Source organism: Thermoanaerobacterium calidifontis, from assembly GCF_055381745.1.
On sequence record NZ_AP042436.1, the window covers coordinates 2,285,882 to 2,301,185 of the forward strand.

12 protein-coding genes are annotated in these 15,304 nt (G+C 35.1%); all 12 read right to left on the reverse strand.

The window, feature by feature from the left end; genetic code table 11:
* Positions 1 to 60: 60 nt before the first annotated feature.
* A complete protein-coding gene (locus ACZ42G_RS11975; protein ID WP_274893430.1) occupies positions 61 to 819 on the reverse strand; it encodes a TSUP family transporter in 759 nt (252 codons plus the stop codon).
* Positions 820 to 850: 31 nt separating this feature from the next.
* Positions 851 to 1,822: a tRNA dihydrouridine synthase DusB gene (gene dusB / locus ACZ42G_RS11980; protein WP_274893431.1), complete on the reverse strand. Its 972-nt coding sequence runs from the start codon at positions 1,820 to 1,822 to the stop codon at positions 851 to 853.
* A gap of 151 nt (positions 1,823 to 1,973) precedes the next feature.
* Positions 1,974 to 5,600, reverse strand: a complete 3,627-nt coding sequence (locus tag ACZ42G_RS11985) for a 5'-nucleotidase C-terminal domain-containing protein (protein WP_274893432.1) — start codon at positions 5,598 to 5,600, stop codon at positions 1,974 to 1,976.
* A 460-nt stretch (positions 5,601 to 6,060) separates the two neighbouring features.
* Positions 6,061 to 6,987: an N-acetylmuramic acid 6-phosphate etherase gene (gene murQ / locus ACZ42G_RS11990; RefSeq protein ID WP_464850577.1), complete on the reverse strand. Its 927-nt coding sequence runs from the start codon at positions 6,985 to 6,987 to the stop codon at positions 6,061 to 6,063.
* Positions 6,988 to 6,991: 4 nt separating this feature from the next.
* A complete protein-coding gene (locus ACZ42G_RS11995) occupies positions 6,992 to 8,074 on the reverse strand; it encodes a DUF871 domain-containing protein (RefSeq protein WP_274893434.1) in 1,083 nt (360 codons plus the stop codon).
* Positions 8,075 to 8,111: 37 nt separating this feature from the next.
* Positions 8,112 to 9,485, reverse strand: a complete 1,374-nt coding sequence (locus tag ACZ42G_RS12000) for a PTS transporter subunit EIIC (RefSeq protein WP_274893435.1) — start codon at positions 9,483 to 9,485, stop codon at positions 8,112 to 8,114.
* Positions 9,486 to 9,602: 117 nt separating this feature from the next.
* Positions 9,603 to 10,085, reverse strand: a complete 483-nt coding sequence (locus tag ACZ42G_RS12005) for a PTS sugar transporter subunit IIA (protein WP_085111824.1) — start codon at positions 10,083 to 10,085, stop codon at positions 9,603 to 9,605.
* A gap of 11 nt (positions 10,086 to 10,096) precedes the next feature.
* Positions 10,097 to 10,939, reverse strand: a complete 843-nt coding sequence (locus ACZ42G_RS12010) for a MurR/RpiR family transcriptional regulator (RefSeq protein ID WP_085111825.1) — start codon at positions 10,937 to 10,939, stop codon at positions 10,097 to 10,099.
* A gap of 129 nt (positions 10,940 to 11,068) precedes the next feature.
* Entirely contained in the window at positions 11,069 to 12,379 is a 1,311-nt protein-coding gene (locus ACZ42G_RS12015; RefSeq protein WP_085111826.1) for a 6-phospho-beta-glucosidase, read from the reverse strand.
* A 41-nt stretch (positions 12,380 to 12,420) separates the two neighbouring features.
* On the reverse strand, positions 12,421 to 12,744 hold the full coding sequence (locus tag ACZ42G_RS12020) for a PTS sugar transporter subunit IIA (protein ID WP_274893436.1): 324 nt from the start codon (positions 12,742 to 12,744) through the stop codon (positions 12,421 to 12,423).
* A gap of 25 nt (positions 12,745 to 12,769) precedes the next feature.
* The gene (locus ACZ42G_RS12025; RefSeq protein WP_274893437.1) at positions 12,770 to 13,861 is read right to left on the reverse strand and encodes a DUF871 domain-containing protein; all 1,092 of its coding nucleotides are present in this window, start codon (positions 13,859 to 13,861) and stop codon (positions 12,770 to 12,772) included.
* Positions 13,862 to 13,980: 119 nt separating this feature from the next.
* Positions 13,981 to 15,294 carry a PTS sugar transporter subunit IIC gene (locus tag ACZ42G_RS12030; protein ID WP_274893438.1) on the reverse strand — a complete coding sequence of 438 codons (1,314 nt, stop codon included), beginning with the start codon at positions 15,292 to 15,294 and terminating at the stop codon, positions 13,981 to 13,983.
* Between the last annotated feature and the right edge of the window lie 10 nt (positions 15,295 to 15,304).

Sequence of the window (15,304 nt, forward strand, 5' to 3'; positions counted from 1 at the left end):
GCATTCCTACATCCCCCTTCTTCATAATCTATGCTGTCATAGAAGGGTTTTGTGCATGTCTCATTTAACAATATCAAATACCATTTTTATTGCGTACGCAATAGCAACACATATGAGTATAGGTCTAATCAATTTTGCGCCATTTTTTATTGCTACTTTCGTGCCAAATCTGGCACCAATTATCATAGCTACTGCCATAGGAATTGCTGCAGAATAAATTATCTTACTGCTTATAGCAAATAGAACTAATGATGTAACATTGCTTACAAAATTAAGTATCTTCCCATTTCCAGCGCTTATTCTAAAATCATACCCCAGTAATATTATAAATAAAAAAATGTAAAAAGAGCCTGTACCAGGTCCAAAAAAGCCATCATAAAAGCCCAAAACTATTGATATAATAAGTCCAATTGCTATCGTCTTTTTATTAACACCTTTAAAATTATTTACATTACCAACATTTTTCGATAGCAATGTATATATTGCAACAAATATCATCAATATTATTATGATGATTCTCAACTTTGAACTGTCCAATGACAAAACCGCTTTAACACCTAAAATTGCTCCTATTAATGTCCCGAAAACAAGATATTTCAATAAGTTGATATCATATACTTTGTATTTTATGAAAGTCATAGAGCTTGTAAAAGACGCACACGTCGATGCAAATTTATTAGTCCCAAGAGCATATGCAGGAGGTACCCCTAAAACCATAAGCCCAGGAAGGCTTATTATGCCTCCTCCACCTGCTATAGAATCAATAAATGCAGCAATAAATCCTATTACACATAATGACAGTACATATTTTAATGACAAGATATCTTCCCCCAAAATACTTGGCGTAATTCTATATAGAACTTTTAATACTAAGTAACAGGTCTTTAACCTCTTTATAGTTAGACATCGTAAATACCATCTGTTTTATCTTTGATGCACCCCGGATACCTTTTAGATACCATGCTATATGCTTTCTCATCTCCAATATTCCTATTTGTTCACCTTTGTATTCTATCATCATGTCAAGATGCCTTAAAATCATGTCAATCTTTTCACTTACGGTCGGCTCTGGCAGAATTTCACCTGTATTTAGATAGTAAAGTATTCTTTTGAAAATCCATGGATTCCCTTCTGCCCCTCTGCCAACCATCACTGCGTCACAGCCTGTCTCGTCTATCATCCTTTTTGCATCTTCCGGTGAAAACACATCTCCATTGCCTATTACAGGTATTTTTAGATTATCCTTGACTTTCTTTATTATATCCCAGTCAGCATTGCCTGAGTAAAACTGTTCTCTCGTTCTGCCATGAACCGCTACAGCTTTTACGCCGCAATTTTCAGCCATCTTAGCAATCTCAACAGCATTTATGTGATCATCGTCCCATCCTTTCCTTATCTTTATAGTTACAGGCTTAATAGAGTTTTTCACTACCGCTTTAATCACGCTTTCTGCCAAATCAGGTTTAAGCATCAAAGCAGAACCATCGCCGTTTTTCACTATCTTAGGCGTTGGGCATCCCATGTTTATATCTATCACTTTTGCATTTGACGCATTTAATCTCTTTGCAATTTCACCCATTATATAGGGATCAGAGCCAAATATCTGAAGCGCCACATTTTCATCATCATCTATGTCTGTAAGGAATTCTGTATTCTCGCTGCCATAGTAAAGGCCTTTAGCGCTGACCATTTCAGTGTATGTAAATCCACAACCCATCTCACTGCATATACGCCTATAAGGCTTATCTGTGACACCTGCCATAGGCGCCAAAAACACATTGTTTTTGATTTCTACGTCTCCTATGTACAACTTCCTCTTCATTCCCTTCTTGCTAAGTCAACATTATCATATTTATTCTCCTATTATTCTATCATTATATTTGTCTCTATCCAACTGACTTTTATGCTGTTTATGTATGGCAAAAGGGAAAGCTGCCATCTTAAAGCTTTCCCTTTTTGCTAAGTTTATCTTTCTATTTTGTGTATTTTGCGTAAACAAATCCGTATATGCCGTTATACTGAACCTTATACCATCCGTCGTATTCGCCGACTACTTTTAATTCATAGCCGTACGGTACTGCTCCTATTTTTAACGCGCTTATGGAATTATTTAATCTGACATTAAGTCCGTCTTTAGCAGTCACCTTCACCGATTTTAATACGGTTACATTTGATAAATCTGGGGACGAAGCTACATACTTGCCGTATACATAACCTGTCTTTCCATTGTAGTCAATTTGATACCAGCCATTATTTTCGCCTACTATGTTGATAGATTGTCCAGCCATTAATACGCCTATAACTTTGTAATTTGTACCAGCACCTAATCGCACATTTAAAGCTGACGCTGTGACAATGCCTTTACTTACAACATTTCCTTCTGAAACTGGTGTCTTAGATATCGTCCAGTAATTGTCGACAACGGGATCTATAGTTCCTTTCATCTTTATATAACTTATCATCAAATTTCTTACCTGTCCATCATCACCATAAGCTTTAGCCGAGTCAAAGACTACAACAGGATTTGTTATGCCTGCTGCCTTCATGAAACCTCCGCCGCCATTAAATCTGTAGTTGTTTATTGCAACTGTAAACACATCGTCGTCTTTCACCGGTTTACCATTTACCGTAAGGTTCTTAATCCTGTTTCCGACAGGCTGTGTAAGATCTATCGTGTAACTTGCTCCATAAAGCTGATCAAGGTTGTAATCCGGTATATTGAGGGTCTTATCCTTTGTTATAGGATCATCTGAAGATTTGACCTGCTGATAATATCGGGCAGACCATTCCATCCAATCCTTTAACTGCTTACCAGTCATCTTTATTCCGTACAAATAATTTTCAAACACATATACACTCATCATGTCTTGTATTGTAACATCGCCTTTTAATATCTGAGCAGTGCTACTTAATGGTGCAGCTATTGAAAGATCTGTCTTTGCATAGTATTTTTGCACCTTGTTTATAAGATCCATCAAGGCCGTTTCCTTTGTCAACTGATCTTTCCCTAAGAAGTCACCAGAAGCTGTGCCTATCTTTGTTCCTACGTATTTAAGCGTCGCTTCTTGGTATGGCTCTGCAAGCTGCATTATGTTTTCATCAGGCTGTATAGAGCTATCCATTGCAACAGCTTTGCTTGTCTTGCTGTCAATTACCCATTTTCCATTTTCATCTTTAGATATGTTGAAATCTATCCTTGAAACGTATTGCCCCCATTTGCCTGGCTCTGTCACTATTACATCTTTGCCTTCTGGGTTTTTAAATGTATCCATTTGTATTACAGCATGTGTATGGCCCGCTATTATCGCATCTATCCCATTTACACCTTGAGCTACAGCTTTTACCTGATTTTCCGGTATGGTATCTGATGGGCTTTCCTCACCGGAGTGCATAGCAACAACAACTATGTCTGCGCCAGCAGCTCTCACTTTAGGCACCCATTTATTTGCCTCTTCTACAAGATCATTGAATTTAAGCCCTGCATAATGAGATTTGTCCTCCCATGAAGGAATTTCTTTTGTAGTAAGTCCTAATATGCCTACTTTCACATCACCCATAGGTGTAGTTATCGTCTTAATATAGTAAGGCTCTACAAAGTTGGTACCATCATCTTTGTAAGTATTTGCAGACAAGACATGAATGTTTTCTTTCTCCATATCAGCGATTACTCTGTTTAATACATCCAATCCATAATTGAATTCGTGGTTGCCTAATGTCCACGTATCGTAGTGCATAGCACCCATAGCTTTTGCCATCGGATATTCAGTCTTCGTGTCAATTTTATCGTAGTAGTATGAAAGTGGCGTGCCTTGAATCGTATCGCCATTGTCTACTAATACGACGTTTAGATTTTCAGACCTTACTTTGTCAACATAACCTGCCACTTTCGCAAGGCCCTGATTAGCTTCTTTTGCACTGCTGTAGTCCCATGGTACCAGATTCCCATGTACGTCAGATGTGGCTAAGACTGTTATAGTCGTCTCATTAGAAGCTATCATTGTAGCTGGAGATATCCTATTGTCTATTTTTGCCGTTATATGACCTTGTGCTTTTACAGCATCGATAAATGCATCTCTCACCAATTTCTGCGTATCTATGTAAGATTTCTGTACATCGGGATCAGTAAATTCTGTAAAGCCATCTCCACCAGTTCCCATGAAATTATTGGTCGCTACAAGATATCTTGCATTCATATCTATTGGTGTACCATCAGATTTCTTCATGTCAAATACTCTATTCATAGATGGCTTATTCGGATCGTACTTAAATGAAAGACCTGCAACCTGAATCCCTTTGCCACCATCCTGAACAGCTTGTTCCAATACCTTCTTAATCTCTGCACCAGTCATGCTTACTGTGACAATGGTATTGTCAAATGGCATCAACGTATACATTGTTCCAACAGTGATATCGCCTTTTAATACGTCTGTTCTAAGTCCGCCATTGTTTCCAAAAGCAAAATCCGCATTTACAGCGTCCTTAACGACTTCTGACGTCCAATTTCCTAAAATCGAATCTCCAAAAGGATTTGCACTTTGAGTTCTCGTCAAATCTACATCTGCAGTGCCAATGACCTGGCTAAATAGTGGTCCAGCATCTTGTATGGCTTTATCGACTATGCTTTGAACATCTTCGTCAACTATCGGTGTCTTCGTATTGTAATAGCTGTAATCATCGTTGTAAACCATATCTCCTGTGCTTACAGTTCCATCACTATTTACTGTTATCTTAAGATCTATAAAGCCCATACCTGCATTGTTGGCGACACCTACAGGGATTCCATTTACTCTCGTTGTGACAATCGTATGTGTATGACCGCCAAATATGGCGTCTACGCCTTTTACGCTCTTTGCAAAATCAATGAGATTACCTATTGTCTCACCTGTATTCTTATCAGTCGTAGCTCCCATATGTGCTAAGACGACTACAATCTGCGCGCCATCATTTCTTAACTGCTGTGCAAGACTATTTACGATCGGCACAGGATCTTTAAAATCTACATTGCTTATAAGAGATGGCAAAATTATAGATGGGAATTCTTTGTTATCAACGATGCCGATGATACCGATCTTTACTCCATCTCTTTCAATTACAACGTATGGTTTCGTGTAACTTACAGGTTTGCCTGTAGTTTTGTCGTATACATTAGCTGCTAAAACAGGTATCGTGGATCCTTTTAAGACTGCGTTTCCTGTATCGATGACAGAATTAATGCCCCAGTCGTACTCATGATTTCCTAATGCCATCGCATCAAAGCCTATGCTTTTCATCATATCGATGACAGGCTGTCCTTTTAAAACGTTTGAAAGAGGCGTACCCTGAAACATATCTCCGCCAGATAGTATGACAGTATCAGGATTTGCTGCCTTTATGTCCTTTATCCTTTTTGCCAGTACCGATCCTCTCTCCTGAGTGATAGGCGTTCCATCGCTTAATTTACCTGATGCTTGCAGATACCCGTGGAAATCAGTGACTTCTACAAAATCAAATGTCTTTGATGTAGCTGCGTATGATATCTGAGACATACTTGAAAATACCATGCCAAATACCATCACAAATGTCAAAATGATACTTAAAACTTTGCCTCTACCTTTCAACATATGAACCCTCCTACTCCTCTTATTATTTGAAAATATTTTTAAGTATAAACACAATCCCCCCTTATGTCATATTCGTTTAAACACTGATGCATTGGAAACGTAGATGTGCATTAACTTAAAGTCAAGAAATTTTAGCTGCTTTGATGAATGGTGCAACTTCTTACATATTTAATATAACAGACAATTGTAAAGTTATTATTAAGCAAGCGTTAAGACCGTGTAAACTTAAACTTGTGTAAGATTTTAATTGTAATATATCAGATGTCAGACAACTTTTAATATAATTTTATATCTTTATAAAAACAATTACAAACTCCAAAAATTGCTTCTATCCAAAATTTATGTACATATATCTTAAAAATCCTCTCAATATTAAAAAATTATTCCAATTTGCTATGAATTTAAAAGCTGAAGAAAATATTTTCTTCAGCTAAAAACAACGCTATACATCATATTTGCATTATGCATTGATAGTAAAATTTCTTTTCAACCTATTTTCTTTCAACGCTTTTTCTATATGACCTTCTGCCTTTTCCAAAAGTTCCTGAGCTTCAGGCTTTTTAAGGCCTGTAAGTATCATTAGTATAGTCAATTTAACATCATAACCTGTCTCATTTAATATCTTCTCAATAGCAACGTCATCAGCTCCTGTTGCAAGTTTAACTATCCTCCTTGCCCTGTGAATTAATTTCTCGTTTGTCGCCTGTACATCAACCATCAAATTGCTGTACACTTTACCAATCTTTATCATAACTCCCGTAGAAATCATATTTAATACAAGCTTCTGAGCAGTTCCCGCTTTCATCCTAGTGGACCCCATAATAACTTCAGGTCCAACAACAGGTGCTATCATTATATCAACTAGATTTTTCATCTCAGAGTTTGGATTACACGATATGCCTATTGTCGCTGCTCCAATTTCTTTAGCATAATGAAGTGCGCCTAAAACATAAGGTGTTCTTCCACTGGCTGCAATTCCTACCACAACATCATTGTTGGATAAATTTCTTTCAATCAAGTCCAATCTGCCAAGTTCTATATTATCTTCTGCGCCTTCGACAGCTTTTCTTATAGCTATGTCTCCACCCGCGATAATTCCCTGTACCATTTCTGGAGATACGCCAAATGTAGGAGGGCATTCAGAAGCATCAAGTATTCCAAGCCTGCCACTTGTACCAGCACCAATATATATAAGCCTTCCGCCCTTTTTTAATTTTTCCGCTGCAATATCTATAGCTTTTGCAATATTGGGTATTTCTTTTTCTACAGCCATCGGAACTTTTTTATCTTCCTCGTTTATTTTTCTTAACATATCCTCTGTGCTTAACTTATCTATATCCACTGTATCCGGATTCCTTCCTTCGGTCATTAGTACTTCTAAGTTCATGATATCAGCCCTTTCTAAACTTGAATTTTGCGCCTGGTTTGATTAAATCTGCTAGAATGTGCTCTTCTTCAGGTATATATCCTACTACATTTACCCTTTCATCTTTAGGTAAATCAACCATGCAGATATTTAGCTCTCCAGAATACCTTTTGAAATTTTCATTGTCTATTGTTACACAGTATTTTTTTCTATCGATACAGTTATGGGCTTTTATTTTCATTCCAATTTTTGCATATCCTCTTGATTCTTCTGATCTTACAATATATTCTGACGAATCAGACCTATTTGTATGGATACAATTAAAAATCAAATCTTTTTCACAATCTATAATATCATTAACTAAATTAATTTTTAATTCAATGACATTATTATCAATTGACGTAACATCATTCATCTCATCAAAAGATGCATACGCATCTCCAAAGTATACATCATCAATCCCTGAATAGATTAAATGTTTTGCGGCTATATCTGGTTTTATATTTCTATGAATTTCAAGAGTCGGTAATCCTTCACATATTGGACCTCGTTTACCTTTCTGAGATGGAATAAATGCCGAAACTTTAAGTCCATAGCTTTTTATCATCAAAGTTTTTTCTCTAAAAAACTCGTACGAAAGCCCTGTATATGGTTTAGGATAAAAATTGTGGCAGGCGCTTAAATTTTTCAAATCAGCATTCCTATTTATCAAATCATTTATTTGTTGTTTTGTTATCGTGCTTGCATTTAATTCGATTTTTATGCCGTATTCATTTTTAGTCATTTCAACAATTTCATCTATCGTAAATCCATAATCAAGTCTCAAACAATCTATCCCTAACTCATAAAATAATTTAAGGTTGTTTGGTGACGACCCTAATATATTCATAGTAACAGGTGAAATATCTATTGTAAGTTTCATGTCTAATAATTTAATATACTCCACTAAATCTTTAATCTCATTTATTTTTCTTCCATATTCTATCTCCGGAATATGCATTGATGTAAATACAGAACATATGCCCAAACCTTTTGCCATTTTAATATATTCTTTATTTTTTTGACTTGAAAAGTCATCCGTAGTATAAACAGATACGCCAAATGCCATACAATCAACTCCTTAAAGGGGCAAAACGCCCCTTTTTTTATGCATCAAAACTAAATGGTTGAGTATCTTTTATCTCTTCATCTACTGGATCTTCAAATCCCAGCAAATAAGTTGCTATAAATCCTGCAATATATGATATAATTAAACCGATAATATAATAAATTATTTTATTTGGTTCTATTAAAGCAGCAAGAGGTATACCAGATATTCCTAATCCTCTTGCTCCTACAACTTTTAATGCTTCAAATGCACCTCCAAAAGCTGCCCCAATACATGCTCCTATAAAAGGTCGTCCGAGAGGTAAAGTAACGCCGTAAATAAGTGGTTCACCAATACCTAAAATTCCAACAAGTATTGAACCTTCTATAATCTTTTTAAGCTGTTTGCTTTTTGTTTTGACATATACTGCAATTGCCGCACCGACTTGCCCAGCACCTGCCATTGCTAAAATTGGAAGCAGTATTGTAACACCTGTAGATTGAATAAGCTGCATGTGTATAGGCGTAAGCCCCTGGTGTAAACCTGTCATAACTAACGGCAAGAAAGTACCTGCAAGTATAAATCCTGTAAATATACCAGCTTTACCTGCAATCGCAACTGTCACAGCTTTGCCTATGGCATCGGCTATAAAACCACCAAGTGGCTGCAATACATAAAGTGTTGCAAAGCCTGCTATCAAAATTGTCAATAAAGGAGTCGCAAGTAATTCTATACTGTTTGGCATCCTCTTCCTAATGTTTTTTTCAAGCCAACTTGCAAATGCGGCTGCAATTAATACAGAGATTATTCCACCTCTACCGACAACAAGTGCACTGCCGCCTATTTTTATATCCGCCAAAACAGGATTATAGATGATACCCGCAAGTATACCACCAAGCGTAGGTGAACCTCCAAATTCTTTAGCAGTATTCATGCCTATCATTATGCCCATATAAGTGAAAATTGTGCTTCCAAACAAACTTAACATAGCCAGCAAATTTTTATCAGCAATCCAGTTAAACTTTGTGGCAACATTGGTTATGCCAAGTATTAATCCACCACCTATTAATCCTGGAATCAAAGGAATAAATATGCTGGCAATTCTTCTTAAAAGAAGTTTAAAGGGTGTTTTGTTTTTTTCATTTATTGCAGCTTTGATTTCTTGTGCATCTCCCAATTTAATTCCTATTTTTTTAGATGCCTCACCTGCTACTTTTGACACCAATCCTGGTCCTAAAATAATCTGCAGCTCTCCTCCTTCTTCGTTGACTTTAATGACGCCCTCGACTTTTTTAAGTGATTCATAATTGATTTTGTCATAATACCTTGCTAACACTCTTAATCTTGTCATACAATTAGTGATTGATACGACATTTTCTTTGCCACCCAATTCCCTAATGATACTTTCGGCTATGTCTTTTTCTCTTGACATTTTTCATCCTCCTTTTTTTTATCTTTGAAAACTTGATATTCTTTACTATCCCCCTTTCATGTTACATTACTTCATAAATAAATTATATTTATGAAAATTTAATTCATGATTAAACAATTAAATAACTGCTTCTATAATATCTGTTTCTCCAGCAGTTACACTACCAATGATTTTATTCATCTCTTTAATTCGCTCCGTATTTATTATGATGATTGGCGATATGAGCGACTTTGCCTTTGATTCTAAAATCAGTTTATTTATTTGCAATAATTTATCTCCAACTTTTACTTTATCGCCTTCATTTATAAATGTCGTAAACCCCTCTCCGTTTAATTTTACGGTATCTACACCAACGTGTATCATTATCTCGATTCCTTCTATTGTCTTGATGCCTATTGCATGTTTTGTTGGGAAAACAGTTGTTATGACACCTTCAACTGGTGATACAAAAATATCCGATTTAGGATTTACGGCTACTCCATCGCCTACAAGCTTTTGAGCAAATACTTCATCTGGAACTTCTACTATATCTACTATCTCGCCATCAACTGGTGCCTTTATCAATAATCTTCTGCAACTTTTTCTGAATATATTTAACATAAAATCCTCCTTCAATATTTTCTTGATGAAACAGCTTCACTTGTATTTTCTAAATATTTAATTATATCTTCATATTTTCTACAAGCAATTACAGAAAACAGTATATCTATGACATTTAATTGTGCTATACGTGATGCCATTGCACCACTTCTAAAAATCGCTTCCGTAGAATATACAAAAAGTTTGATATCTGAAACATTTGTTATGGATGAATTTCCAAATCTTGTTATGCAAATTGTCGTAGCACCTGAATTTTTCGCTATTTTCAAAGCATCTACAGTATCCATTGTTTCACCGGAATAAGATATTCCTACCGCAACATCCCCATTGCTTAGATTTGCAGCAGATGCAAGTTGCATGTGAGAATCGCTGTAAGCTGTACAAGATTTATTTATTCTCATAAATTTCTGTAACATATCTTGTGCAACAATAGCAGATGCTCCAACACCATAAATATCTATTCTATTAGCATTTAATATAGCATCAGCAGCTTTTTGCAGCTCATCTCTATCAAGCATATCCATCGTCTTTTCTATTGCCTGCATATTATTCTTTGATATTTTAACAACGATAGAATTTATATCATCGTTTATATTTACAAAACCTTGAATGCTTTTTGTTTTATATGTATAATCTGCTGAAATTTTTATTTTAAGATCTTGATAACCTTTGTATCCAAGATTTTTGCAAAATCTTACGACACTTGCCTCGCTTGTACCGCTATTTTTCGAAAGTTCACCTATAGATAGTTCCGAAATTTTATCAGCATTTTTTATTATATACTCTGCAACTTTCTTTTCCGACGGCTTTAGATTATTTATAACTGCTTTAATTTTTTCTATATCTCCTGCCATGTTAATGTTTTCACCTCTTCCTATTTATAATTATATTACATGTGAAATAAAATTTCAAGTGTATTTTATTATTTTGTAATTTAGTTTCACAAAATGTCTATAAAAAGCCGGAAAACCCGGCTTTTTTTGTTACCTATATTGTGGCAAGTAATCTATGTTTTCTCTGATAATATCGTCCAAGATTTTTTTAGCTACTGTTGATGATGGTACAAGCGGATGTATTGTTAAAGCTTGAAGTGCAGTATAGTAATCGCCTGTCACACCAGCTTCTATTGTCAATTCCTCGTAAGCTTTCACTGATTGCATCAAACCTCTTATCTTTGTCGGTACATGCCCTATATTTATTGGATGTGCACCATTTTTATCTATCACGGCATTTGTCTCAATAACCACATCATTTGGCAAATCTAAAATTGTGCCATTGTTCTTGACATTTACCACATGAATGTCTTTTTTATCGTTGTATATTGAGTTTATCAGTGAACATGCTGCATCGGAATAGTGAGCTCCACCTCTTTTCTCCAGTTGTGGTGGTTTTACATTGAGATTTGGATCTTTATACAATTCAAACAGCTCTTTTTCAAGCTTTTTGACTTGTTCACCCCTTGTCCCTATCGTTGCTGCATCTTTCTTTTCTTCCTCCAGCATTTTATCTGTAAGATAATAATACCTGTGATATGGGCACGGATACATTCCAAGAGATTTGATAAACTCTGGTTCCCATGGTAAGTCAGGCACATTCTTCATAGACATAGACTTGCCACCTGCAAAGCTATCTATCAATTTCTCTGTTATGTCTTCACCATCCAAATACACATGGGTACCCCATACAAGATGATTAAGCCCTGCAAAATCTATTGACACCCGCTTTACATCTACATCAAGCATTTCTGCAACGCCATATACCATACCTATTGGAACATTACATAGGCCTATCACTTTCACCTTTGTATGCTTTAAAACTGTTTCTGTAATTATACCTGACGGATTTGTAAAGTTAATAAGCCATGCATCTGGAGATAATTCTTCTATATCCTTGCATATATCGAGTATCACCGGTATCGTCCTCTGAGCTTTTGCAAACCCACCAGGACCTGTCGTCTCCTGTCCTATCACATCATATCTTAAAGGTATTTTCTCATCTCTAATTCGAGCATCCAAAAGTCCAACCCTAAACTGTGTAGTCACAAAGTCTGCATCTTTTATTGCCTCACGCCTGTCTAAAGTTAAATGAATATTAATGTCCACACCAGCCTTTTCAACCATTCGCTTTGCGAGATTTCCCACAATCTCTAATTTTTCTTTTCCTTCCTCAATGTCCACAAGGTATAAATCTTTTACAGGCAGCTCATCATACCTTTTTATGAAGCCTTCCACCAATTCAGGCGTATAGCTTGAACCTCCACCTATGGTAGCTATTTTCAAACCTTTTTTAGACATTTAAAGAACTCTCCTTCCCGTAGTTATTTTTGATCCTACGGTTATTTTACACCTTTTGCAGAATAAATCAATTTATACAAATCGATCATCTCAGTAATCAGATCCTTCGCCAAAATCGCAGACATCATATGATCCTCTGCATGCATCAATAGAAGTGTAACTATTTGATGATCACCGTTTGCTTCTTTTTGAAGCATACTTGTTTGTATATTATGAGCTTTAATAATCTCTTCTTCTGCTTTATTAATATAATTTTCCGCCGATTTAAAATCACCATCTTTAGCACTTTTCAGCGCATCAAAACAATTGCTTTTAGCATTCCCCGCATTTAATATAATTTGAAATACAATCTCTTCTAATTCCATTGTTTTGCCTCCTAAACTATAATGACTATTTGCCTTCTACAAAACTAAATTTTGACCATGGTTTTAAATAATCTAATAAAAATATTTCTCTTTCATCGATTCTACCCACAACGTTTGTCTTACCTGTATTTTTAATATCTTTTAGCGCTATTTGTAATTCTCCCGCATAATTTTGATATAAATATGTGTCTATTAATACATCTCCTCTTTTAATATCTGTCACATTGTATGGTAAAAATTTATGGTCTTTATATTTAACTCTGCTTTGAGTAGATCTTAATAAGTATTCTGAAATATCTCCTCTAACAAAATGAAATTCTTCCAATACTATTTTCCTATCTATAGGCGTAATGTTGTCAACTAGGTTTACTCTAAATTCTATTATATCTTTATTTATTTGACTAAGCTTTTTTAGTTCACTTTCAGATGCAAATGCATTACCAATAATCACATCATCTATTAATCCTGTAGCAAATAAATGTTTTGCCTGAATATCGACAGGAAGATCTCTATGCATTTCCAAAGTACAAAGCCCTTCCGAAATAGGCCATGGCCCAAAGTTTGCATCATTTGAACTCACAAATGCAGCAGTCCTTACTCCAAATTCTTTGAATTTACGACTGCATTTATAAAAATGTTCATAACTTAAACCCGTGTATCTATGAGGATAAAAATTATGACATCCAATAATGTTGTATATATTCGGACTATATGATAGAATATTTTCTAAATAATCCGTTCCATTGCTCATATTTAAGACAATTTTTAATCCATGATTATTAAATGTCATTATTGATTCTTCCAATCCGCTATATCCTAAATCGAGCCTTACTCCGTAAAGTCCAATTTCAGACAATTTTTTCAAATTTGTATAAGAAATGTTTAACTTTTTTAATATTTCAGGTTCCACATCCGCAATTACTTTCATTCCAATATCGTTAGAATATTTTACTAAGCTAATAAAATCATTGTAATATTTATCAAAATTGCTATTATTTATAGATATCAAAGTCGTAAACACTATTTCAAACCCGTATTTTGATGCCAGATTAATATATTGCATATTATCTTGCAAACTATTGCTATTCAAATAAACTGAAATACCTAATCTTTTCAATATAATACACCTCAATTTCAATAAAAATAATTATTAATATTGGCATGATAAGCAAAACCTTTTATTGTCAATAGGCAGATTCATTGCTTATCACGCCATTATACAATCAAAATTAATATCTATCTAACTTTTTCTTCCACTAATGCTTCTTCATTTGTTTTATTAGATTTTTCTTCAATTTTTTCTGCCGCTAATACAAAAGGTAAATATATTACTACACTTATAATTAGATTTACTAATGCAAGTATAGCACCTCTAATCGATCCTGTTACCAAAAAGCCTCCTATTATCGGTGGTGTTGTCCAAGGCATCATAGCAATAGTTCTTGGTACTATTCCCAATGATATGGCAAAATAGCTAATAATTGTGAGAATAATTGGTGTCAAGATAAACGGTATGAAAAATATAGGATTTAAGACTAACGGCATACCAAAAATCATCGGTTCATTAATATTGAATATTCCTGGTGCAATAGCTAAATTGGCTATATTCTGCATCTCATTTCTCTTTTTCTTTCTTCTTGATGCAATGTAGATAGCTATAATTAATCCAATGGTTGTGCCGGCACCACCCAAATGAACGAATGCGTCAAAGAATGGCATTGTCACTATATGTGGAATAGCTTTCCCTGCCTTTAATGCAGCTATATTGTCATTTATAGCAGGCAAGTAAACTGCATTTAATATTGGTCCTAATATATTTGTGCCATGTAATCCAAAGAACCATAAAAAATGTATAAGAAATGCAACTACAATTGCAGAACCTAATGTATCAGCTAAGCCAGTTAATGGAGCTTGAATTGCATTAAATATAGCTTGATGAATGTCTGTTAACCCTAGAGCTACAGTTATTGATTTAAACAAAGCCCAAATAGATAATACTATCAAAGATGGCAATAATGCAGCAAAAGATTTTGCAACAGCAGGTGGCACTCCTTCAGGCATTTTTATAACTAATTTTGGATTTCCTAATAAGCGCACAAATATTTCTGTAGAAATAAGAGCGACAATTATCGATACGAATAATCCCTGAGCTCCTAAAAATGCATACGGTATTGCCCAATCTTTGGCTGATGGTGTATACAACATCAATAAAGATGCAAATGACACTAACCCGGCACCTATTCCATTTGACTCATATGACAGAGCCAAATTATAGCTTATTGATACAACAAGTATAATCGACATTACTGCAAAAGTACCATTCCACAAATTCCCACCAAAAGTTGTCCACGATTTGCCAAATATTCCAACCATAAAATTCTGATATGCTTGTATTGGCAAATTGTTTATCAAAACTGCAAATGCACCAGCAAGTATAAGAGGCATTATCATTGCAAATCCATCACGAATGGCAACTAAATGTCTTTCTGAACCAAACTTTGCAGCAATGGGAACAAAATACTTTTCCAAAAAACTCATAATTTTTTTCACATTACACTCC

Excerpts from the sequence above, each read along its gene's own strand:
- ACZ42G_RS12005 (WP_085111824.1), bottom strand. The coding sequence starts at position 10,085 with ATGTTAAATATATTCAGAAAAAGTTGCAGAAGATTATTGATAAAGGCA.
- ACZ42G_RS12000 (WP_274893435.1), bottom strand. The coding sequence starts at position 9,485 with ATGTCAAGAGAAAAAGACATAGCCGAAAGTATCATTAGGGAATTGGGT.
- ACZ42G_RS12015 (WP_085111826.1), bottom strand. The coding sequence starts at position 12,379 with ATGTCTAAAAAAGGTTTGAAAATAGCTACCATAGGTGGAGGTTCAAGC.
- ACZ42G_RS11985 (WP_274893432.1), bottom strand. The coding sequence starts at position 5,600 with ATGTTGAAAGGTAGAGGCAAAGTTTTAAGTATCATTTTGACATTTGTG.
- dusB (WP_274893431.1), bottom strand. The coding sequence starts at position 1,822 with ATGAAGAGGAAGTTGTACATAGGAGACGTAGAAATCAAAAACAATGTG.
- ACZ42G_RS12010 (WP_085111825.1), bottom strand. The coding sequence starts at position 10,939 with ATGGCAGGAGATATAGAAAAAATTAAAGCAGTTATAAATAATCTAAAG.
- murQ (WP_464850577.1), bottom strand. The coding sequence starts at position 6,987 with ATGAACTTAGAAGTACTAATGACCGAAGGAAGGAATCCGGATACAGTG.
- ACZ42G_RS11995 (WP_274893434.1), bottom strand. The coding sequence starts at position 8,074 with ATGGCATTTGGCGTATCTGTTTATACTACGGATGACTTTTCAAGTCAA.
- ACZ42G_RS12020 (WP_274893436.1), bottom strand. The coding sequence starts at position 12,744 with ATGGAATTAGAAGAGATTGTATTTCAAATTATATTAAATGCGGGGAAT.